This window comes from Pseudomonas sp. NY15364, assembly GCF_048068235.1.
In the GTDB taxonomy this organism is placed as follows: Bacteria; Pseudomonadota; Gammaproteobacteria; order Pseudomonadales; family Pseudomonadaceae; genus Aquipseudomonas; species Aquipseudomonas mendocina_D.
Map to the genome: position 1 here is coordinate 82,204 of NZ_JBLUPX010000014.1, position 20,054 is coordinate 102,257.

The 20,054-nt window shown below is 62.4% G+C and carries 14 protein-coding genes and 1 pseudogene; 9 read left to right on the top strand and 6 right to left on the bottom strand.

The features are described 5' to 3' along the window. Positions 1-28 precede the first annotated feature (28 nt). The 3 genes from ACNFCJ_RS13840 to ACNFCJ_RS13850 all read left to right on the top strand — a co-directional run bounded on the left by ACNFCJ_RS13840 (position 29) and on the right by ACNFCJ_RS13850 (position 1,773). A complete protein-coding gene (locus ACNFCJ_RS13840; protein ID WP_143506300.1) occupies positions 29-586 on the top strand; it encodes a Smr/MutS family protein in 558 nt (185 codons plus the stop codon). Positions 587-663: 77 nt separating this feature from the next. Then, positions 664-1,209: a GTP cyclohydrolase I FolE gene (gene folE, locus ACNFCJ_RS13845; RefSeq protein WP_074680367.1), complete on the top strand. Its 546-nt coding sequence runs from the start codon at positions 664-666 to the stop codon at positions 1,207-1,209. Positions 1,210-1,404: 195 nt separating this feature from the next. Continuing rightward, positions 1,405-1,773 (top strand): glutaredoxin, encoded by a 369-nt coding sequence (locus ACNFCJ_RS13850; RefSeq protein ID WP_343349940.1) that lies wholly within the window; start codon positions 1,405-1,407, stop codon positions 1,771-1,773. Positions 1,774-1,990: 217 nt separating this feature from the next. On the opposite strand, the gene ligA is transcribed toward ACNFCJ_RS13850, so the two are convergent. From ligA to ACNFCJ_RS13870, 4 genes are all read right to left on the bottom strand, one after another. After that, positions 1,991-4,351 (bottom strand): NAD-dependent DNA ligase LigA, encoded by a 2,361-nt coding sequence (gene ligA, locus ACNFCJ_RS13855; RefSeq protein ID WP_416771920.1) that lies wholly within the window; start codon positions 4,349-4,351, stop codon positions 1,991-1,993. A gap of 59 nt (positions 4,352-4,410) precedes the next feature. Continuing rightward, on the bottom strand, positions 4,411-5,232 hold the full coding sequence (zipA, locus tag ACNFCJ_RS13860) for a cell division protein ZipA (RefSeq protein WP_099525448.1): 822 nt from the start codon (positions 5,230-5,232) through the stop codon (positions 4,411-4,413). 213 nt (positions 5,233-5,445) lie between these two features. Then, entirely contained in the window at positions 5,446-8,934 is a 3,489-nt protein-coding gene (gene smc / locus ACNFCJ_RS13865) for a chromosome segregation protein SMC (protein WP_416771921.1), read from the bottom strand. A gap of 6 nt (positions 8,935-8,940) precedes the next feature. Next, positions 8,941-9,600 (bottom strand): GntR family transcriptional regulator, encoded by a 660-nt coding sequence (locus tag ACNFCJ_RS13870; RefSeq protein WP_416771923.1) that lies wholly within the window; start codon positions 9,598-9,600, stop codon positions 8,941-8,943. A gap of 364 nt (positions 9,601-9,964) precedes the next feature. Between ACNFCJ_RS13870 and xdhA the strand changes: the two genes are divergently transcribed. From xdhA to guaD, 4 genes are all read left to right on the top strand, one after another. Continuing rightward, complete coding sequence (gene xdhA / locus ACNFCJ_RS13875) at positions 9,965-11,404, top strand: xanthine dehydrogenase small subunit (RefSeq protein WP_416771924.1); 1,440 nt, start codon at positions 9,965-9,967, stop codon at positions 11,402-11,404. Positions 11,405-11,466: 62 nt separating this feature from the next. Continuing rightward, positions 11,467-13,863 (top strand): xanthine dehydrogenase molybdopterin binding subunit, encoded by a 2,397-nt coding sequence (xdhB, locus tag ACNFCJ_RS13880; RefSeq protein ID WP_416771925.1) that lies wholly within the window; start codon positions 11,467-11,469, stop codon positions 13,861-13,863. A gap of 269 nt (positions 13,864-14,132) precedes the next feature. Then, entirely contained in the window at positions 14,133-14,963 is an 831-nt protein-coding gene (gene xdhC, locus ACNFCJ_RS13885; RefSeq protein WP_416771926.1) for a xanthine dehydrogenase accessory protein XdhC, read from the top strand. 104 nt (positions 14,964-15,067) lie between these two features. Then, a complete protein-coding gene (gene guaD, locus ACNFCJ_RS13890) occupies positions 15,068-16,372 on the top strand; it encodes a guanine deaminase (RefSeq protein WP_416771927.1) in 1,305 nt (434 codons plus the stop codon). A gap of 180 nt (positions 16,373-16,552) precedes the next feature. Here the strand turns inward: guaD and ACNFCJ_RS13895 are convergent, their stop codons facing one another. Further along, positions 16,553-17,320, bottom strand: coding sequence for a GntR family transcriptional regulator (locus tag ACNFCJ_RS13895; RefSeq protein ID WP_416771929.1), 768 nt, complete (start codon positions 17,318-17,320; stop codon positions 16,553-16,555). A 592-nt stretch (positions 17,321-17,912) separates the two neighbouring features. On the opposite strand from ACNFCJ_RS13895, the gene ACNFCJ_RS13900 reads away from it, so the two are divergent. Together ACNFCJ_RS13900 and ACNFCJ_RS13905 are read left to right on the top strand one after the other, a co-directional pair. Beyond that, complete coding sequence (locus ACNFCJ_RS13900; RefSeq protein ID WP_416771930.1) at positions 17,913-19,253, top strand: NCS2 family permease; 1,341 nt, start codon at positions 17,913-17,915, stop codon at positions 19,251-19,253. 27 nt (positions 19,254-19,280) lie between these two features. Further along, positions 19,281-19,483 (top strand): annotated as a pseudogene (locus ACNFCJ_RS13905) (AMP-binding protein); the annotation flags it as partial. A gap of 12 nt (positions 19,484-19,495) precedes the next feature. On the opposite strand, the gene ACNFCJ_RS13910 reads toward ACNFCJ_RS13905, so the two are convergent. Further along, complete coding sequence (locus ACNFCJ_RS13910; RefSeq protein ID WP_416771931.1) at positions 19,496-19,981, bottom strand: hypothetical protein; 486 nt, start codon at positions 19,979-19,981, stop codon at positions 19,496-19,498. Positions 19,982-20,054 lie beyond the last annotated feature (73 nt).

Genomic DNA, 20,054 nt, shown 5'->3' on the forward strand with positions numbered 1-20,054 from the left:
AATGCTCGCCTGTTTCGCGGAGCCACCGATGCAAGACGACGACTTTTCCCTGTTCCAGGCCGAGCTGCGCGGCGTCAAGCCGATCAAGCACGACCGCGCCGATACCGGCAAACCCAAAACTGACCGTAAACAGTTCAACACCCTGCGCCAGGCTGCGACCATCAGCCAGGGCGAGATCAAGGTGGATGGCCTGTCTGATCAGTTCGTCATCGACGTGGGCGCCGAAGACCCGTTGTACTGGGCTGGTAACGGCGTGCAGGACGGCCAGATGCGCAAGCTCAAGCTGGGCCAGATCCCCTTCGACGGCAGCCTCGACCTGCACGGCATGAGCGTCGAGAAGGCGCGTGACACACTGTGGGAGTTTCTTGCCGAAGCCACCAAACTGGAGATCCGCTGCGTGCGCGTCACCCACGGCAAGGCGGTGCGCATGGACGGGCGCAAGCCGATGATCAAGAGCCACGTGAACACCTGGCTACGCCAGCACCCGCAAGTACTGGGCTTCAGCTCCTGCGTCGCCAAACACGGCGGTACTGGCGCGGTGTACATCATCCTCAAGCGCACCATGATGGATGGTCGCGACGAGTAATCAGAGAACCTGGCACTCTTGCCAGGCCCCTGTCGGCGCCCTACCCTGCGCCCATTCGATACCCAACAGGATTTTCCATGTCCCTGGAACAACAGTACACCGCGATCCTTGGCCAACTTGGCGAGGATGTTTCCCGCGAAGGCCTGCTGGACACGCCCAAGCGCGCCGCCAAGGCCATGCAGTACCTCTGCCGTGGCTACCAGCAGACGCTGGAAGAGGTCACCAATGGCGCGCTGTTCAGCTCCGACAACAGCGAGATGGTGCTGGTAAAGAACATCGAGCTGTACTCGCTGTGCGAGCATCACCTGCTGCCGTTTATCGGCAAGGCCCACGTCGCCTATATCCCTAACGGCAAGGTACTCGGCCTGTCCAAGGTGGCACGCATCGTCGACATGTACGCCCGCCGCCTGCAGATCCAGGAAAACCTCAGCCGACAGATCGCTGAAGCGGTCGAGCAGGTCACCGGTGCCCTCGGTGTGGCGGTGGTCATCGAAGCGCAGCACATGTGCATGATGATGCGCGGCGTGGAGAAGCAGAACTCCTCCATGGTCACCTCGGTGATGCTCGGCGAATTCCGCAGCAACCCGGCGACCCGCGGCGAATTCCTCAATCTGGTTCGCTGATTCCCGCTCAAGACGACGGCCGCTCACTTCGGTGAACGGCCTTCGCCGCTTAACGCAAAAGTCGCGTAGCAACGCCTTCCTCGATGACCCTTCTCCCTTCGGGAGAAGGTGGCGCGAAGCGCCGGATGAGGGTGGGCAGGCCGCAAAGATCATTTGGAGTGCCGCCCGCGGCATGCCCGTTCAGGAGTTAGAAAAATGTTGCTCAAAGCCCTTCGTATCGGCCTGGGTCAGCTCGTCGTGTTCGCCGACTGGGTCAGCCGTCCGCGCAAGCTCAAGCGCAGCCCCGAGGCGCAAGCCGAAGTCGAGCGTGCCACGGCCAATCTGGCGCTGTACCAGTTCCGCGCCTGCCCGTTCTGCGTCAAGGTGCGCCGCACCCTGCACCGTCTGAACCTGCCGGTGCAACTGCGCGACGCCAAGAACGACGCCGAACACCGGCAGGCACTGGAGCAGCACGGCGGCCGCATCAAGGTGCCGTGCCTGCGCATCGAGGAAAACGGTCAGAGCACCTGGCTGTACGAATCCAAGGCGATCATCGCCTATCTGGATCAGCGCTTCGCTGGCTGAAGCCGAGCTTTTCGTAGGAGCCGGATTACCGGCGATGTCTCCGTAAAGGATTGCCGGCAAGCCGGCTCCTACAGATTCAGAATCAACACCTGAACTTCGTCCAGGCCTGCAGGCTCTCGACGATCCGGCACTGGTTTTCGCGGCTAAAGCCGCTCCTACAAGATCGGCGTATCTTCGCCTGTATCTGTAGGAGCGAGCTCTGCTCGCGACCAGCTCCCTAAAGGTCGATGCCGTATGCCTTGAGCTGGTCGAGGAACTGCGCCTCGTCCAATACCTTCACCCCCAGCTCGCTAGCCTTGGCCAGCTTCGAACCGGCACCAGGCCCTGCGACGACGCAATGTGTCTTGGACGATACCGAGCCGGCCACCTTGGCGCCCAGGCTCTCCAGCTTTTCCTTGGCGACGTCGCGACTCATCACCTCCAGGGTGCCGGTGAGCACCCAGGTCTGGCCAGCCAGTGGCAGGCCCTCAGCGACTTTCTTCTCACTTTCCCAGTGCATGCCGAAAACGCGCAGTTGCTGCTCGATGGCCCGCGCCAGCTGGGCGTTTTCAACATTGTCGAAGAACTCACGCACGGCCTTGGCCTGCTTCTCCGGCAGGGTCTGGCGCATGTCCAGCCAATCGCCGCGAAGCACGCCCTCCAGGCTGCCGAAACGCTCGGCCAGCTTCTGCGCCGCACCTGGGCCAACGCTGGGAATATTGAGCTTGTCGAGCATGCCGCCGAGGGTAGCGATGGCGGTGAACTCGGCGTTCAGCTCGCCCTCTTCCTGCAGTTGTAGACCGCACTCGCCCAAGAGAGCGTTGATCACCTGCTGGTTGTGCTCATCCTCGAAGAAGCTGTGGATCTCGTGCGCGACTTCCAGGCCAATATCCGGCAAATAGGTCAGCACTTGCGGCAGCGCCTTGCGCACACGCTCCAACGAGGCCAGGGAGCGCGCCAGCACCTTGGCGGTTTCCTCGCCTACATCGGGAATCCCCAGGGCGTAGATAAAGCGCGCCAGGGTCGGCCGCTTGCTGTCACTGATAGCCGCCAGCAACTTGTTGCTGGACACCTCGGCGAAGCCTTCCAGACCGATGATCTGCTCGAAGGTCAGTTTGTACAGGTCGGCTGGCGACGCGATCAGCTTCTCGTCCACCAGTTGCTCGATAGTCTTGTCGCCGAGGCCTTCGATATCCATGGCGCGGCGCGAGACGAAGTGGATGATCGCCTGCTTGAGCTGCGCCTGACAGCTCAGGCGACCGACGCAGCGATACACCGAGCCTTCGCTTAGCGACTCCTTGCCCTTGCTGCGCTTGACCAGTTGTGTGCGCTCCACGGCTGAACCGCACACAGGGCATTGCTCGGGGATATGCACCGGGCGCGCATTCTCCGGGCGACGCTCGGGCACTACTGCCATCACCTGCGGGATCACGTCGCCGGCGCGGCGGATGATCACCGTGTCACCGATCATCACGCCGAGGCGCGCCACTTCATCCATGTTGTGCAGGGTTGCATTGGCTACCATCACTCCGGCCACCTTGACCGGGTTGAGCCGCGCCACAGGCGTGACGGCGCCGGTACGGCCGACCTGAAACTCCACGTCCAGCAGCTCGGTCAGCTCTTCCTGCGCAGGGAACTTGTGGGCAATGGCCCAATGCGGGGTGCGCGCACGAAAGCCCAGTTGCTGCTGGTCCTCGATGTTGTTGACCTTGAACACCACGCCATCGATGTCATAGGCCAGGCTCATTCGGCGCTGACCGATGTCGCGGTAGTAATCCAGACAGGCCTCGACGCCCTTGGCCAGCTTCAGCTCGCGACTGATAGGCACGCCCCAGGCCTTGAGCTGTTGCAGCATGGCTACCTGGGTACCCGGCAGTTCGCCGCTAACCTGGCCGACGCCGTAGCAGCAGAACTCCAGTGGGCGGCTGGCGGTAATTTTCGGGTCGAGCTGACGCAGGCTGCCGGCAGCGGCGTTGCGTGGGTTGGCGAAAGTCTTGCCACCGCTCTCGGCCTGCCGCGCATTGAGCTCCTCGAAACCGGACTTGGGCATGAACACCTCGCCGCGCACTTCCAGCACCTGCGGCCAGCCCTCGCCCTGTAGTTTGAGCGGCACATTGCGAATGGTGCGTACGTTGCTGGTGATGTCTTCGCCGGTGCTGCCATCGCCGCGCGTGGCACCACGCACCAACTGGCCATTCTCGTAACGCAGGCTGACGGCCAGACCGTCGAGCTTGGGTTCGCAGCTGTATTCGATCTCGGCACCGCCGCCGAACAGATCACCGCCCGGCACGCCAAGGCCGTTCTGCACACTGCGGTCGAAGGCACGCAGGTCGTCTTCCTCGAAGGCGTTGCCCAGGCTAAGCATCGGCACTTCGTGACGCACCTCGCCGAAGGCGCTGAGCGCCTCACCGCCGACGCGCTGGGTCGGGGATTCTGGTGTGACCAGCTCAGGGTGATCAGCTTCCAGCGCCTGCAGTTCGCGGAACAGGCGATCGTACTCGGCGTCGGGTACGCTCGGCTCGTCCAGCACGTAGTAACGGTAGTTGTGCGCGTCCAGTTCGTTGCGCAGTTCGGAAATACGTTGGGCGGCGTCGGTCATGCTCGGTCTCTCAAACGAAAAGAGCAGCCTCGGCTGCTCTTTTGCAATGCACTGATGTTTCAGCGTTTCTGGGTCAGCTGCCGACGCTCGAATTCAACGATGCGCTGGCGGTAATGCTCGATGGTCTGCGCGGTCATCACGCTGCGCTGGTCGTCCTTCAGCTCGCCGCCCAGCTCGTGGGCCAGTTTGCGCGCGGCAGCGACCATCACGTCAAAGGCCTGCTTGGGATGACGCGGGCCGGGCAGACTGAGGAAGAAGCTAACAGCGCGGGTGCTGAAGCCTTCAATGTCGTCCAGATCGAAGGTACCCGGCTTGAGAGCGTTGGCCATGGAGAACAGCACTTCGCCATTGCCAGCCATGCTTTCGTGGCGATGGAAAATATCCATCTCGCCGAAGCGCAGGCCACTTTCGAGGATGTTCTGCAGCAGAGCTGGGCCCTTGAAACCGAAATCATCGCGGGCGACCACGTTGATCACCAGCACCTCTTCCACCGGCGCGGCATCTGCAGCTGGCTTGGCGGCTTTCTTCGGTTCGACGGGTTCGTCATCGACCGGATTGAGCAGAGTCGGCACCGGCTCATCGACGGCCAGATTGAGGTCGCCTTGCTGCGGCTCGTTGCGCGGACGACGCGGCAGGTCCTTGGCAGTCATCGACGGCAGTTCGTCTTCGTCCAGCTGCGGCTCGTGGTCGCGATTGACCACGCGCGGCGGGCTGAGAAGGTCCGGGTCACTGTCGTCATCAGGCATGTTGGCGAAACTGCGGTCGAGCTTGAACTTGAGCCTGCCCTTGCCACCGCGCATACGGCGCCAGCCGTCGAAAAGAATGCCAGCGATAACGATGATGCCAATAACGATCAGCCACTCGCGCAGACCGAATTCCATGAAATACCTGACCCTTAATAATTCTGGTGAAAAAAAGATCCAATCAACCGGATCACAACTCAACTATAAAACGCGACGCCAACTTGATGTTCTATCTGACGTTTTCCGCGTGTAACAAAAGTGGGCAATAAGCTAGCACGACGAAAGGCAACTTTACACAGGGAGCCACACAAGGTTTTGCCTATATTCAGTTAATCTCGCGGCGCTCTGCCATCACGCCTCCACCATCGCCAGCGCCTCCTCGACATCCACTGCCACCAGGCGCGAACAACCCGGCTCGTGCATGGTAACCCCCATCAGTTGATCGGCCATTTCCATGGCGATCTTGTTGTGGGTGATGTAGATGAACTGCACCGTCGCCGACATCTCCTTGACCAGCCGCGCATAGCGCCCGACGTTGGCGTCGTCCAGCGGTGCATCCACTTCGTCCAACATGCAGAACGGCGCCGGATTGAGCTGGAAGATGGAAAACACCAATGCCAAAGCAGTCAACGCTTTCTCTCCACCGGAGAGCAAATGAATGGTGCTGTTCTTCTTGCCCGGAGGCCGCGCCATGATGGTTACACCGGTATCGAGTAAATCTTCGCCGGTGAGTTCCAAATAAGCGTTGCCGCCACCGAAAACTTTTGGAAAGAGTGCCTGCAAACCGCCATTGATCTGATCGAAGGTGTCCTTGAAACGATTGCGCGTTTCCTTGTCGATCTTGCGGATGACGTTCTCAAGGGTTTCCAGCGCCTCGACCAGGTCGGCGTCCTGAGCATCCAGATAGCGCTTGCGCTCGGACTGCTGCTGATACTCGTCGATAGCCGCCAGGTTGATCGGCCCGAGACGGGCAATACGCGCGGCCATGCGCTCCAGCTCTTCTTCCCAGGCGCTTTCCGTGGCCTCGGCCGGCAGCGTGGCGATCACCCCGTGCAGGTCGTAATTGTCCTCGGCGAGCTGGTCGGCCAACGCCTTGCGCCGTACGTTGAGCGACTGCCAGTCCATGCGCTGTTGCTCCAGCTGGCTGCGCAGCAGTTGCGCCTGCTGCTCGGCCTGAGTGCGGCGTTTCTCGGCATCACGCAGCTCGCGGTCGGCATCTTCCAGCGCCAAACGCGCCTGACGCAGCTCGTCGTCCACCGCCATACGCCGTTCGAGCAGCTCTTCTAGCTTGATGCGCAGCTCTTCCAGCGGCGCCTCGCCCTCTTCCAGGTTCAGCGACAACTGCTCGCGCCGCTCATGCAGGCGCTCGGCCTGCATCTCCAGGCGCTCCAGCGCCTGACGGGTGGAATCGTGCTGCGCCTTGAGCGAACCGACGCGCACCGCCAACTGGTGCGCATGATCCTTGTGCTGGCGGGCTTCCTGTCGCACACGGTCGAGGCGCTCGCGCAGGTTGTCGCGGCTGGCCAGCAGGCTTTCGCGCTGCTCGTTATCCAGCGCCATGGCATCCAGTGCGTCCTGCAATTGCAGGCGCGACTCGCCCAGTTGTTCCTGCTCGATCTCGCGCTGCTCGGCGGCCTCCTGCAGCTCGTCCTGCAGACGGCGGCGGCGCAAGCCCAACTGCTCGGCCTTGGCCTGGCTCGCGGACAGCTTGGCTTTCAGCTCAGCCAGCTGGCGCGCCAGTTCCTGGCCCTGACGGCGCTGCTGCTCGCGTTGCTCTTCTTGACGACGTTGATCATCACGCAGCGCCAGCAGGCGCTCATCCAGTTGCGCCAGGGCCGCTTCACGCTCTTCGCGCTCCAGTTGCAGACGTTCCAGCTCCTGGCCACGCGCCAGCACGCCACTGTCGGCTTCAGCAGTACGGCGTACGCGCAGGAAGTGTCGGCCGACCCAGTAGCCGTCGCGGCTGATCAGGCTTTCGCCGTCCACCAGTTGCGCACGGGCTGCCAGCGCCTGCTCCAGCGATTCGACCGGGCGCACGCCGGCTAGCCAGGGCGACAGGTCATGGCTCGACTCGATCTTGTCCAGCAAGCTGCCGGCACGCCGCACACCACCCGAAGCCGGGCTGGCCAAGCGCAGCTCGCCCTGCTCCAGCGCAGAGAAATCCAGGCCGACGAAATCATCCAGCAGCACGGCTTGCAGGTCGGCACCGAGCACGGTTTCCACCGCCAGCTCCCAGCCGGACTCGACGCGCAGGCCCTCGGCCAGACGCGGACGCTGCAGCAGGTTCTGCTCGCGCAGCCACTCGCCAGCGCCCTGCCCCGGATCGAGCGCAGCCTGTTGCAGCGCTTCCAGCGAGGCCAGGCGACCGTTCAGCCGTTGCAGCTCGCCTTGCGCCTGCTGCTGGGCCTGACCGGCCTGCTGCAGTTCCTCGCGCAGATGCTGCAGGCGCTCGGCCTGCTGTTCTTCGGCCAGTTGCAGCGCTTCATGCTCCAACTCACCGGCAGCGAGCTGTTCGTTCAATTCGAGAATGGCGGCGTCTTCGGGATCGGCCGCCAGTTGCTGCAATTCTTCGTTGAGGCGGCGCTGGCGTTCGGCCAGACGCTCCAGGCTCTGCTCCAGCTGGGCGATGCGCGATTGCTGCACTTCGGCCTGGCGGCGCGGTTCGGCGCTGCGCTGGTTGAAGCCGTCCCACTGCTCCTGCCAGCCGTGCATGGCGGCTTCGGCCTCTTCCAGACTGGCAGCGGACTCTTCGGCGGCAGCCGCAGTCATCTCTTGCTCGGGCAGTAGCATCTCCAGCTCTTCACCCAGAGTGGCAAGCAGAGTGCGGTCGTGCCTCAGGTGCGATTCGGTTTCCAGACGCGCCTTTTCCGCCTCGCGCAAATCGTCCTGCAACTGGCGCAGGCGCTGTTGGCCGTGCTGGATGCTCTGCTCGACGCGGGCGATATCGCCGCCCACGGAATAGAAGCGGCCCTGCACCAGGTTGAAGCGCTCGGAGAGTTCATGGTGACCGTCGCGCAGGCGCTCGATGCTGGCATCGGCGCTGCGCTGTTCGGCCACCAGGGCCTCGAAGGCCACCTCCTGGTCGCCGATCACCTGCTCGCGGCTGCCCACCTGCTGGTTCAGCCCCTGCCAGCGCAGTGCCAGCAGTTGTGCCTTGAGCTGGCGCTCCTCGGCCTTGTATTCCTGGTACTTCTCCGCCGCCTGGGCCTGACGGTGCAGGCGTTCGAGCTGGCGCTCCAGCTCTTCGCGCAGGTCGGTCAGACGTGCGAGGTTTTCCTGGGTGCGGCGGATGCGGTTCTCGGTCTCGCGGCGGCGCTCCTTGTACTTGGAGATGCCGGCGGCTTCCTCGATGAAGTTGCGCAGTTCCTCGGGCTTGGCCTCGATCAGCTTGCTGATCATGCCCTGTTCGATGATCGAGTAGCTGCGCGGACCCAAGCCGGTGCCGAGGAAGATATCGGTGATATCGCGGCGGCGGCATTTGGTGCCGTTGAGGAAGTAAGTGTTCTGCCCGTCGCGGGTGACCCGGCGGCGAATGGAAATCTCGGCGAAGGCGGCGTATTCACCCACCAGCGAGTTGTCGCTGTTGTCGAAGATCAGCTCGATCGAGGCCTGGGTCACCGGTTTACGGGTGTTGGAGCCGTTGAAGATGACGTCGGTCATCGACTCGCCCCGCAGGTTCTTCGCCGAGCTTTCGCCCATCACCCAGCGCACGGCGTCGATGATGTTCGATTTGCCGCAACCGTTGGGCCCGACCACCGCCGCCATGTTGCTGGGAAAGCTTACAGTCGTCGGATCGACGAAGGACTTGAAGCCCGCCAGCTTGATGCTCTTCAGGCGCATCTGGGCTTATCGCTCGGCCAAAGTCGCCAGCACCAGCTGGCAGTTGTGCTCGCCATAAGCCTGCAGCACCTCGCGGGCACTCACTGGGTCGCGGGCGATGATCGCCTGCAGCAGGCTGGCGAAGGTATTCATGAACTGGCCCATCTCGCCTTTGCGCCGCTCCAGCGCCAGGTGGTAGGTGCGACTGATGGCCGGCAGCAGATTTTCCAGGGTTTCCTGCAGATAGGGGTTGTCGGCGAAGGGAAAGGCGGCGCGCATCACGTCGAAGCTGTTCTCGACAAAGGCGCTGATATCGTCGCGCTCGAGGCTGTCCTGCAGGCGATTTTTGATCTCGATGAACGGCGCCAGATCGGCCTCCACCTGCCAGCGTTCGATCACCGCCCGGGCCAGCATGGCGTACAACTCGATGCTCAGCGCATAGAGGCTGGTGACGTGGTGCGGGGTCAGTTCGCTGACCTGGGCACCGCGGCGCGGCAGGATCACGATCAGGTGGCGGCGCTCGAGAATGAGCAGGGCTTCGCGTACCGAACCACGACTGACGTTAAGGGCCTGGGTGACTTTCTGCTCCTGAATGCGCTCACGTTCCTTGAGCTCACCGCGAATGATGCGCTCGGCCAGGTAATGCGCAATTTGCTCGGCGAGGCTGTCCAGGGCCTTGAACGTCATGACATTCCTTATTTACGTCGATCCAGGGGCAGGCGGTCGAGTCTGAGAGCCCCGCCACGGCTGGGCGGGAGCAAGAAAATCTGGCGGCGAGTGTACCACAGGGCGCATCCGGGCCAAGCGTACGGCATGACACTTGCTGCACGAATCTCGGAGCGCCCTGCAAGGCGGAAGCCATCAAGCAGAATGGCCAGACTCACGGATCATGCTGCCAGAAATAGACTGACTTTCAGGTCAGAAATTTATTGACCCAAAAGTCAGAAAACCCTAGATTGCCTCCATGACCAATCTCGCCCGGGCCTTGCAGTGCACGCAGATCACCCGGCGAGCCACCGATTCATAACAATAAAATGCCTGGAGGTCGTCCTTGATCCAGTTTTTACTCAACCGGGAGCTGCGCACAGAGCATGTCCTGGACCCCAACGTCACCGTGCTCAACTACCTGCGTGAGCACGTCGGCAAAACCGGAACCAAGGAAGGCTGCGCCTCCGGCGACTGCGGTGCCTGCACCGTTGTGGTGGGCGAGCTCGAGGGCGAGCGCGTACGCTACCGCACCCTCAATTCCTGCCTCACCTTCGTCTCAAGCCTGCATGGCAAGCAACTGATCACCGTCGAAGACCTCAAGCACCAGGGCAAGCTGCACAGCGTGCAGCAGGCGATGGTCGACTGCCATGGCTCGCAGTGTGGCTTCTGCACCCCGGGCTTCATCATGTCGCTGTTCGCCCTGCAGAAGAACTCCACCGGGTACGACAAGGGCCAAACCATGGAGGCCCTGGCCGGCAACCTGTGCCGCTGCACCGGCTACCGCCCGATCATCGACGCCGCCGAACAGGCCTGCTGCCAGAAGCAGCCGGATCAGTTCGATGCCTTCGAAAGCGATACCGTGGCCCGACTCAAGAGCATCGCTCCGCGCGAGACGTCCGAGCTCAATAGCGGCGACAAGCGCTGCCTGGTCCCGCTGACCGTGGCCGACCTGGCCGACCTCTACGCCGCCAACCCTGAGGCACGCCTGCTCGCTGGAGGCACCGACCTGGCCCTGGAAGTCACCCAGTTCCACCGTGAATTGCCGGTGATGATCTACGTCGGCCATATCGAAGACATGAAGCGCATCGAAGTGACCGACAGCGCCATCGAGATCGGCGCTGCCGCGGCCCTGTCCGACTGCTACGAAGCGCTGTCGCGCGAATACCCGGACTTCGGCGAGCTACTGCACCGCTTCGCTTCCCTGCAGATCCGCAACCAGGGCACTCTGGGCGGCAACATCGGCAACGCCTCGCCCATCGGCGATGCCCCGCCGCTGCTGATCGCCCTCGGCGCGCAGATTGCCCTGCGCCAGGGCAACACCCGCCGCATCCTGCCGCTGCAGGACTACTTCCTCGATTACAAGGTGACTGCCCGTCAGGAAGCCGAATTCATCGAGAAGATCATCGTGCCGCGCGCCCAGGCCAATCAGGCGTTCCGCGCCTACAAGGTGTCCAAGCGCCTGGACGACGACATCTCCGCCGTCTGCGCGGCCTTCAACCTCACCATCGAAGAGGGTGTGGTCACCGAAGCCTGTATCGCCTTCGGTGGTATGGCCGCCATCCCCAAACGCGCCAGCGCCTGCGAAGCGGCCCTGGTCGGTTCGGCCTGGTATCCGGGCGTGATCGAACGCGCCTGCAACGCGCTGGCTGAGGACTTCACCCCGCTGTCGGATTTCCGCGCCAGCAAGGAATACCGCCTGCTCACTGCCCAGAACCTGCTGCGCAAGTTCTTCCTCGAGCAGCAGTCGCCCGAGATCGAAACCCGGGTTACCGCCTACGCGTAAGCGTGCAGTGAATTGATACGCCGCCGGCGCACCCGGAGGCATGCGAAGTTTTGGAGGCGAAGATGTCCAGTCATATCGAACACAAATCTCAGGAAGAGCTGGCCGCCCTGTTCCGCGCCGGCATGACCAGTGGCGTGGGCCGCAGCGTCAAGCATGAGAGCGCGGACAAGCACGTGTCCGGCGAAGCGGTCTATGTCGATGACCGCCTGGAATTCCCCAATCAATTGCACGTCTACGCGCGCCAGTCTGATCGCGCCCATGCGCGCATCCTGCGCATCGACACCAGCCCCTGCTACGAGATTCCGGGGGTGGCCATCGCCATTACCAAGGATGACGTGCCGGGCCAGCTGGACATCGGCCCGGTGGTCGCCGGTGACCCGCTGTTGGCCGACGGCAAGGTCGAGTACGTTGGCCAGGTGGTGCTGGCTGTAGCCGCCGACAGCCTGGAAACCGCCCGCAAGGCAGCGATGGCTGCCATCGTCGAGTACGAGGACCTAGAGCCGGTGCTCGATGTGGTCGACGCCTACCGCAAGAAGCATTTCGTGCTCGCCAGTCACACCCACCGCATCGGCGATTCGGCCAGCAAGCTGGCCAGCGCCCCGCGTCGCCTGCAGGGCACCCTGCATATCGGTGGCCAGGAACACTTCTACCTGGAAACCCAGATTTCCTCGGTGATGCCCACCGAAGACGGCGGCATGCTGGTCTACACCTCGACGCAGAACCCCACCGAGGTGCAGAAGCTGGTTGCCGAAGTGCTCGGCGTGCCGATGAACAAGATCGTCATCGACATGCGCCGCATGGGCGGCGGCTTCGGCGGCAAGGAAACCCAGGCAGCCGGCCCGGCGTGCCTGTGCGCAGTGATCGCGCACCTCACCGGCCGGCCGACCAAGATGCGTCTGCCGCGCATGGAAGACATGAGCATGACCGGCAAGCGTCACCCCTTCTACGTGGAGTACGACGTCGGCTTCGATGACGACGGCCTGCTGCATGGCATCGAGATGGACCTGGCCGGCAACTGCGGCTATTCGCCGGACCTGTCCGGCTCCATCGTCGACCGCGCCATGTTCCACTCGGACAACGCCTACTTCCTCGGCAACGCCACCATCAATGGTCATCGCTGCAAGACCAACACCGCCTCGAACACTGCCTACCGCGGCTTCGGCGGCCCACAGGGCATGGTCGCCATCGAGGAAGTGATGGACGCCATCGCGCGCAGCCTGGGCAAGGACCCACTGGAAGTGCGCAAGACCAACTACTACGGCAAGACCGAGCGCAACGTCACCCACTACCACCAGACCGTCGAGCACAACGTCATCCACGAGATGACCGCCGAGCTTGAGGAAAGCTGCGAGTACGCCAAGCGCCGTCGCGAGATCATCGAGTTCAACCAGAAAAGCCCGGTGCTGAAGAAGGGCCTGGCCATGACCCCGGTGAAATTCGGCATCAGCTTCACCGCCACCTTCCTCAACCAGGCTGGCGCGCTGATCCACATCTACACCGACGGTTCGATCCACCTGAACCATGGCGGCACCGAAATGGGCCAGGGCCTCAACACCAAGGTCGCGCAGGTCGTGGCCGAAGTGTTCCAGGTCGATATCGAGCGCATCCAGATCACCGCCACCAACACCGACAAGGTGCCCAACACCTCGCCCACTGCAGCCTCTAGCGGCACCGACCTCAATGGCATGGCGGCGAAGAACGCGGCCGAGACCATTAAGCAGCGCCTGGTGGAGTTCCTGGTGCACGAGTACAAGGTCACCCCGGAAGACGTCGAATTCCGTAACGGCCAGGTGCGCGTGCGCGATCACTTCCTGTCCTTCGAGGAGGTGATCCAGAAGGCCTACTTCGGCCAGGTCTCGCTGTCTTCGACCGGTTTCTACCGCACCCCGAAGATTTTCTATGACCGGGACCAAGCGCGTGGCCGCCCCTTCTACTACTACGCCTACGGCGTGGCTTGCGTGGAAGTGCTGGTCGACACCCTGACCGGCGAATATCGCATGCTGCGTGGCGATATCCTGCATGACGTCGGCGACTCGCTGAACCCGGCCATCGACATCGGCCAGGTCGAGGGCGCGTTCGTCCAGGGCATGGGCTGGCTGACCATGGAAGAGCTGGTGTGGAACGCCAAGGGCAAACTGATGACCAACGGCCCGGCCAGCTACAAGATCCCGGCCATCGCCGACATGCCCATCGACCTGCGCGTGAAGCTGGTGGAGAACCGCAAGAACCCGGAAGACACCGTGTTTCACTCCAAGGCCGTCGGCGAGCCGCCGTTCATGCTCGGCATCGCAGCCTGGTGCGCCCTGAAGGACGCAGTGGCGAGCCTGGCCGACTACAAGGTGCAGCCGCAGATCGACGCGCCGGCCACGCCTGAGCGCGTGCTCTGGGGTGTGGAGCAGATGCGCAAGCTGAAAGCACAGAGCAAGGCAGCCAGCACTGCCGAGGTCGAACCGGCCTGACCTGGCGCAGCCTCAGGCTGCCGCGGGAGGGGCTTTAGCCGCGACTGTCGCCGCTGCGACTGCAGGGAAGCAGGATGCCCGAGCCGAAAGCGCCTCCCACAGACCTGCGACTGCGAACAAATGATGAATGGGTGTACAACAATGACAAAACACACCGAACCGAATACACCACCCGCTCGCCCGGCACCAGAGCCGATTCTGGCCCCTTCGCCGAGCAACTGGCGCCTGCCGCGCCCGGGACAAACCACGCCTTCCTGGAGGCTGAGCAAATGAGCTGGATCAGCGCCCTCGCCGACCTGCAACAACAAGGTGAAGCCTGCGTGCTGGTGACCATCATCGAGGAACGTGGCTCGACGCCACGTAATGCCGGCTCGAAGATGGTGGTCACCGCCGAACGCATCTTCGAGACCATCGGCGGCGGTCATCTGGAATACAAGGCCATGGAGATGGCGCGCGAGATGCTCGCCAGCCGCAGCCAGGACACCCGCCTGGAGCGCTTCTCTCTTGGCGCCAGCCTTGGCCAATGCTGCGGCGGCGCCACCGTGCTGCTGTTCGAGCCCATGGGCCAGCCACAGGCGCAGATCGCCGTGTTCGGCGCCGGTCACGTCGGCCGCGCGCTGGTACCGCTGCTGGCCAGCCTGCCGTGCAAGGTGCGCTGGATCGACTCACGGGAGAACGAATTCCCCGAACACATCCCCGCTGGTGCGCAAAAGATCGTCAACGACGAAGTGGTCGACGAGGTGGAGAACATGCCGCCTGGTAGTTACTACATCGTCATGACCCACAATCACCAGCTCGATCTGGAGCTGACCGCGGCGATCCTCAAACGCGGCGACTTCGCCTACTACGGCCTGATCGGCTCGAAAACCAAGCGCGTCAAGTTCGAACATCGCCTGCGCGAACGCGGCTTCGAGGAAACGTTGATGGCACGCATGCGCTGTCCCATGGGCCTGGCCGAAGTGAAAGGCAAACTGCCGGTGGAAATCGCTGTATCCATCGCCGGCGAGGTGATCGCCACCTACAACGCAAGCTTCGGCCAGGACGTGAAGAAAGGCGAATCCAGCGTCGCCAAGCTGCTTCCGGCCTCACGCCGGTCCTGATCCGGGCCGCCACGGCCCGTAGGGTGTCGCGGGGCCGCCTAGGCTGCGCGCACCGTCCCTATTTTCCGGTGCGCATGGCTCACCCTACGCATGAGATTCGAATAATGAGCAACACCCGCAAAGCCTACCGCGCCGCCATCCTGCACAGCCTTGCCGACCCGGCCGTGGTCGGTGTCGAGCAGTCCTACCAGTACTTCGAGGACGGCATTCTGCTGATCGAGAACGGCAAGGTCGCCCAGGTTGGTGCAGCCGCCGAGCTGCTGCCCAAGTTGGCTGGCGTCGAGGTCCAGCACTACCGCGATGCGCTGATCACACCCGGTTTCATCGACACCCATATTCACTACCCGCAGACCGGCATGATCGCCTCCTACGGCGAGCAGTTGTTGGACTGGCTCAACACCTACACCTTCCCCACCGAGAAACAGTTCGAAGACAAGGCGCATGCCAGCGACGTGGCGGCGATCTTCCTCAAGGAACTGTTGCGCAACGGCACCACCACTGCCCTGGTATTCGGCAGCGTGCACCCACAGTCGGTGGATGCCTTCTTCGAGCAGGCCGACAAGCTCAACCTGCGTATGATCGCCGGCAAGGTGCTGATGGATCGCAACGCCCCGGACTACCTGACCGACACCCCCGAAAGCGGCTATGCCGAGAGCAAGGCGCTGATCGAACGCTGGCACGGCAAAGGCCGCCTGCACTACGCCGTCACCCCGCGCTTCGCCCCCACCAGTACACCGGAGCAGTTGGATCTGGCCGGTAAGCTGTTCGGCGAGTACCCGGACCTGTACATGCACACCCACATTTCCGAAAACAAGGCTGAGGTGGCCTGGGTCAAGGAGCTGTTCCCAGCACGCAAGGGCTATCTGGACGTCTACGACCACCACAAGCTGATCGGCCCGCGCGCAGTGTTCGCCCATGGCGTGCACCTGTGCGACGACGAGTGCAAGCGCCTGGCCGAAACCGGCTCGGCAGTGGCCTTCTGCCCGACCTCCAACCTGTTCCTGGGTAGCGGCCTGTTCGACCTGAACAAGCTGGAAGAACATGGCGTGCGCGTCGGTCTCGGCACCGACGTCGGCGCCGGTACCAGCTTCAGCCAGCTGCAATCGCTGAACGAGGCTTACAAGATCATGCAGCTACAGGGCAAGAAGCTCGATCCGTTCAAGTCGCTGTATCTGGCCACCCTGGGCGGCGCCAACGCGCTGTATCTGGACGACAAGCTGGGCAACTTCATGCCCGGCAAGGACGCCGACTTCCTGGTGCTGGACTACAACGCCACGCCACTGATCAGCTACCGCATGCAGCAGGCCAAGAGCCTGGAGGAGCGCCTGTTCGCCCTGACCATGCTTGGCGATGACCGCACCGTGAAAGAGACCTTCGCCGCCGGTGTATCGGTGCACCAGCGCGATTGAAGACGACGATCTACGCACCTCGTAGGAGCAGATTTATCCGCGATCAGGCTGTAGGCATGCTTGAAAGCTTCGCGGCTGAAGCCGCTCCTACACAAACGTGCCCTGCCTCAGCCACATAGTCTCCCCAACGAAAAAGCCCCGAGGCGCGAGCATCGGGGCTTTCTTGTTACATGCAGTCGGTCAGCGATTGGCAGCGCTGCGGCCGGGTTTCTTCTTGGTCTGCAGCAGGTGCGAGAACACCGCGTGCAGGTCGTCCGAGGCACTTTCCTCGTCCAGGTTGAGCTTGCTGTCGATGTGATCCATGTGATGCATCATCAGGTGCACCGCACTCTCGGCATCGCGCGCTTCGATGGCGTCGATCAGTTGATTGTGTTCGTCGTAGGAGCAATGCGAGCGGCTGCCGCTTTCGTACTGGGCGATGATCAGCGAGGTCTGCGACACCAGGCTGCGCTGGAAGCTTACCAGCGGCGCGTTGCGTGCAGCCTCGGCCAGCTTCAGGTGGAATTCTCCGGACAGACGAATACCGGCGCCCCGGTCACCGCGCGAGAAGCTGTCCTGCTCGTCCTTGACCATCTGCCGTAGCTCAGCCAGCTGCTCAGCGGTGGCGTGCTCGACGGCCAGCTCGGTGATGGCGCGCTCGACCAAACGGCGCGCATAGAAGATCTGCCGCGCTTCTTCGACGCTCGGGCTGGCCACTACCGCACCGCGGTTCGGGCGCAGCAGCACCACACCCTCGTGGGCCAAACGTGACAGGGCGCGACGAATGATGGTGCGACTGACGCCGAAGATCTCACCCAACGCCTCTTCGCTCAGCTTGGTGCCAGGCGCCAGACGCTGTTCGAGAATGGCATCGAAGATGTGGGCATATACGACATCGTCCTGAGTCCCGCTGCGGCTGCTTTTGCCCACGCGCGGCTGCTTCTTTAGAGGCTGCAATTGATCGTTCATTCTGGCTCGCGTCAATGAGAGTCGGCGACACTGCGACTCTACTGTGTTCTACCCGGTAGCTGACAAGCTCCGAGCGAAAAAACATCAGAAAAAATTGAGGCAATTGTACACAAGTCAATCAGTCATCACACCACTCGTTGTACGACTTCGCAGCTGAGCATCGTCCGAACCTCAGCCATGGCTCAACCCAGAACAACAAATTTTTTCCTTATATACAGCCGCCCTATCAGTTCATTAGTGGCTAAGGACCCGCTCAGGTCGCCACACCGACACTCGATCGGTTACTGCCACCGATCACGCAATAAACATATCTTATTGTTTTATATGAATTTTATTTAAATACCCGAGAGGATTTTCGCCAAATCCGCTCGCTTCTCAATCCGCGCGATCGACTGGTGCGATTAATGAACCACTAAAAACATTAATTGCATTTTTTGTATACAACAGCATAATCGCGCCTGAGTAGCTTCTTGACCGACAGGTCAACAACTTAGCCAGGAAGCACCGTCGAAAACACCGCCTGCCTCAGAGAGCATTGTTCATGTGCAACGCTCTGGGCGGTACACAACAAGAGAGATGAGGAGTACCCGCTGTGGAAAGCGTCAAACAAGAACAACACGCGAATCAACTGGCAAGCAGTGGTCTGCTCGACCGTTTCTTCAAACTGACCGAGCACCGCACCACCATCAAGACCGAGCTGCTGGCCGGCCTGACGACCTTCGTCACCATGGCCTACATCATCTTCGTCAACCCCAACATCATGGCTACCGCGGGCATCGATCATGGCGCGGCCTTCGTCGCCACCTGCATCGGTGCGGCGCTGGGCTGCTTCCTCATGGGCCTGTACGCCAACTGGCCGGTCGGCCTGGCGCCGGGTATGGGCCTGAATGCCTTCTTCACCTACACCGTCGTCGGCGAGATGGGTTACAGCTGGGAGATCGCACTGGGCGCCGTATTCATCTCCGGCGTGCTGTTCATGATCATGAGCCTGTCGAAGATCCGCGAGTGGCTGCTCAACAGCATTCCGATGAGTCTGCGCTTCGCCATGGGTGCCGGGGTCGGCCTGTTCCTCGGCCTGATCGGTCTGAAGACTGCCGGCATCGTTGTCGACAGCCCAGCTACCCTGCTGACCATGGGCTCGTTCGGCAACCCATCGGCGCTGCTCGCCGCTGTGTGCTTCCTGCTGATCGCCGTGCTCAGCCACCGCAACGTGTTCGGCGCCATTCTCTTCAGCATGCTCGGCGTCACCGCCATCGGCTGGGCCATGGGCCTGGTGGAGTACGGCGGCCTGGTGTCGATGCCGCCGAGCCTGGCGCCGACCTTCCTGGCCATGGACATTGCCGGCGCGTTCAACGTGGCGATGATCAGTGTGATCCTGGCCTTCCTTTTCGTGAACATGTTCGATACCGCCGGCACCCTGATGGGTGTGGCACACCGCGCCAACCTGGTGGACGAGGACGGCAAAATTCAGAACCTGTCCAAGGCGCTGAAAGCCGACTCCACCTCCAGCGTCGTCGGTGCCGTGGTTGGTTGCCCGCCGGTGACCAGCTATGTGGAAAGCGCTGCAGGCGTTGCCGCCGGTGGCCGCACCGGCCTGACCGCCATCACCGTCGGCTTCCTGTTCCTCGCCGCGATGTTCTTCGCCCCACTGGCCGGCATGATCCCCGCCTACGCCACCGCCGGCGCACTGATCTACGTGGCGATGCTGATGATGAGCGGCATGGCGCACATCGACTGGAAGGACCATACCGACACCATCCCGGCCATCGTCACCGTGGTGATGATGCCGTTGACCTTCTCCATCGCCAACGGCATCGCCCTGGGCTTCCTAACCTACGCCACGCTGAAGCTGCTCACCGGCCAGGCCGACAAGGTGTCGCTGAGCCTGTATGCCCTGTGCATCATCTTCATCGCCAAGTTCGCCTTCCTCTGACGACTAACACCAGGCGCTAAACGCCACCCCGGGCGTCCGGCGCTGATGGATGAAAACCGCCAGCTCAGCTATCGCGCCTTCAACGCCTGGGCCAACCGCCTGGCCTGGACGTTCAAAGCCGCGGCGTCGGCCATGGCGACGTGGTCGCAGTGATGCTGGAGAACCGCCTGGAATTACTGACGACCCTAGCTGCGCTGAGCAAGCTCGGCGTGATCGGCGCCCTGATCAACATCCCTTTTGAGCTACTGCTTGAACTCGAACTGCAGCTCGGCGCCTTCGATGGAATCCCAGTAGTCGTCCACTCGCTCATTGCTGATCAGCCGACCGCTGATCTGGAACGGGCTCTGGACTTCGGGTTTCTCGCCAAACAGCGGCGGCAGCACCGGCAAGAGTTCCTCGCGAGTTTCGCTTTCCAACGCCTGCTCGAACAGCTCCTGCGGCACACTGAGATCCAACGCCAGCTTCGATTCAGGCTCGGCAGGCTTGGGTTGTGGTGCCGCAGTAGGCTTGGGCTTCGCGGCAACAGGCGGCTTGGCAGGAGGCACGGGCTTGCTTTCGGCCACCTTGGCAGGCGGCGCAGGTTCGATAGGCTCGGGCTTGGCAACCTCGACAACGGGCGCAGGTGCTGCAACCACTGCCGGCTTTGGCTCAGGCTGCTGATCAGGCGCACGCTCACAGGCGCTCAGCCAACCCAAACACAGCAACAGTAAAATGGACTTACGCATCATGGGACAAGGGTAACTCGATCAGTAACGCGCCCATGCTCCTCCGCCTGGGCACGCCTGACAAGTCGCCTTACAC

Bases quoted from the DNA above. Each gene is read 5' to 3' on its own strand.
- ACNFCJ_RS13840 (WP_143506300.1), top strand. From the start codon at position 29: ATGCAAGACGACGACTTTTCCCTGTTCCAGGCCGAGCTGCGCGGCGTC.
- folE (WP_074680367.1), top strand. From the start codon at position 664: ATGTCCCTGGAACAACAGTACACCGCGATCCTTGGCCAACTTGGCGAG.
- ACNFCJ_RS13850 (WP_343349940.1), top strand. From the start codon at position 1,405: ATGTTGCTCAAAGCCCTTCGTATCGGCCTGGGTCAGCTCGTCGTGTTC.
- ligA (WP_416771920.1), bottom strand. From the start codon at position 4,351: ATGACCGACGCCGCCCAACGTATTTCCGAACTGCGCAACGAACTGGAC.
- zipA (WP_099525448.1), bottom strand. From the start codon at position 5,232: ATGGAATTCGGTCTGCGCGAGTGGCTGATCGTTATTGGCATCATCGTT.
- smc (WP_416771921.1), bottom strand. From the start codon at position 8,934: ATGCGCCTGAAGAGCATCAAGCTGGCGGGCTTCAAGTCCTTCGTCGAT.
- ACNFCJ_RS13870 (WP_416771923.1), bottom strand. From the start codon at position 9,600: ATGACGTTCAAGGCCCTGGACAGCCTCGCCGAGCAAATTGCGCATTAC.
- xdhB (WP_416771925.1), top strand. From the start codon at position 11,467: ATGTCCAGTCATATCGAACACAAATCTCAGGAAGAGCTGGCCGCCCTG.
- xdhC (WP_416771926.1), top strand. From the start codon at position 14,133: ATGAGCTGGATCAGCGCCCTCGCCGACCTGCAACAACAAGGTGAAGCC.
- guaD (WP_416771927.1), top strand. From the start codon at position 15,068: ATGAGCAACACCCGCAAAGCCTACCGCGCCGCCATCCTGCACAGCCTT.
- ACNFCJ_RS13895 (WP_416771929.1), bottom strand. From the start codon at position 17,320: ATGAACGATCAATTGCAGCCTCTAAAGAAGCAGCCGCGCGTGGGCAAA.
- ACNFCJ_RS13910 (WP_416771931.1), bottom strand. From the start codon at position 19,981: ATGATGCGTAAGTCCATTTTACTGTTGCTGTGTTTGGGTTGGCTGAGC.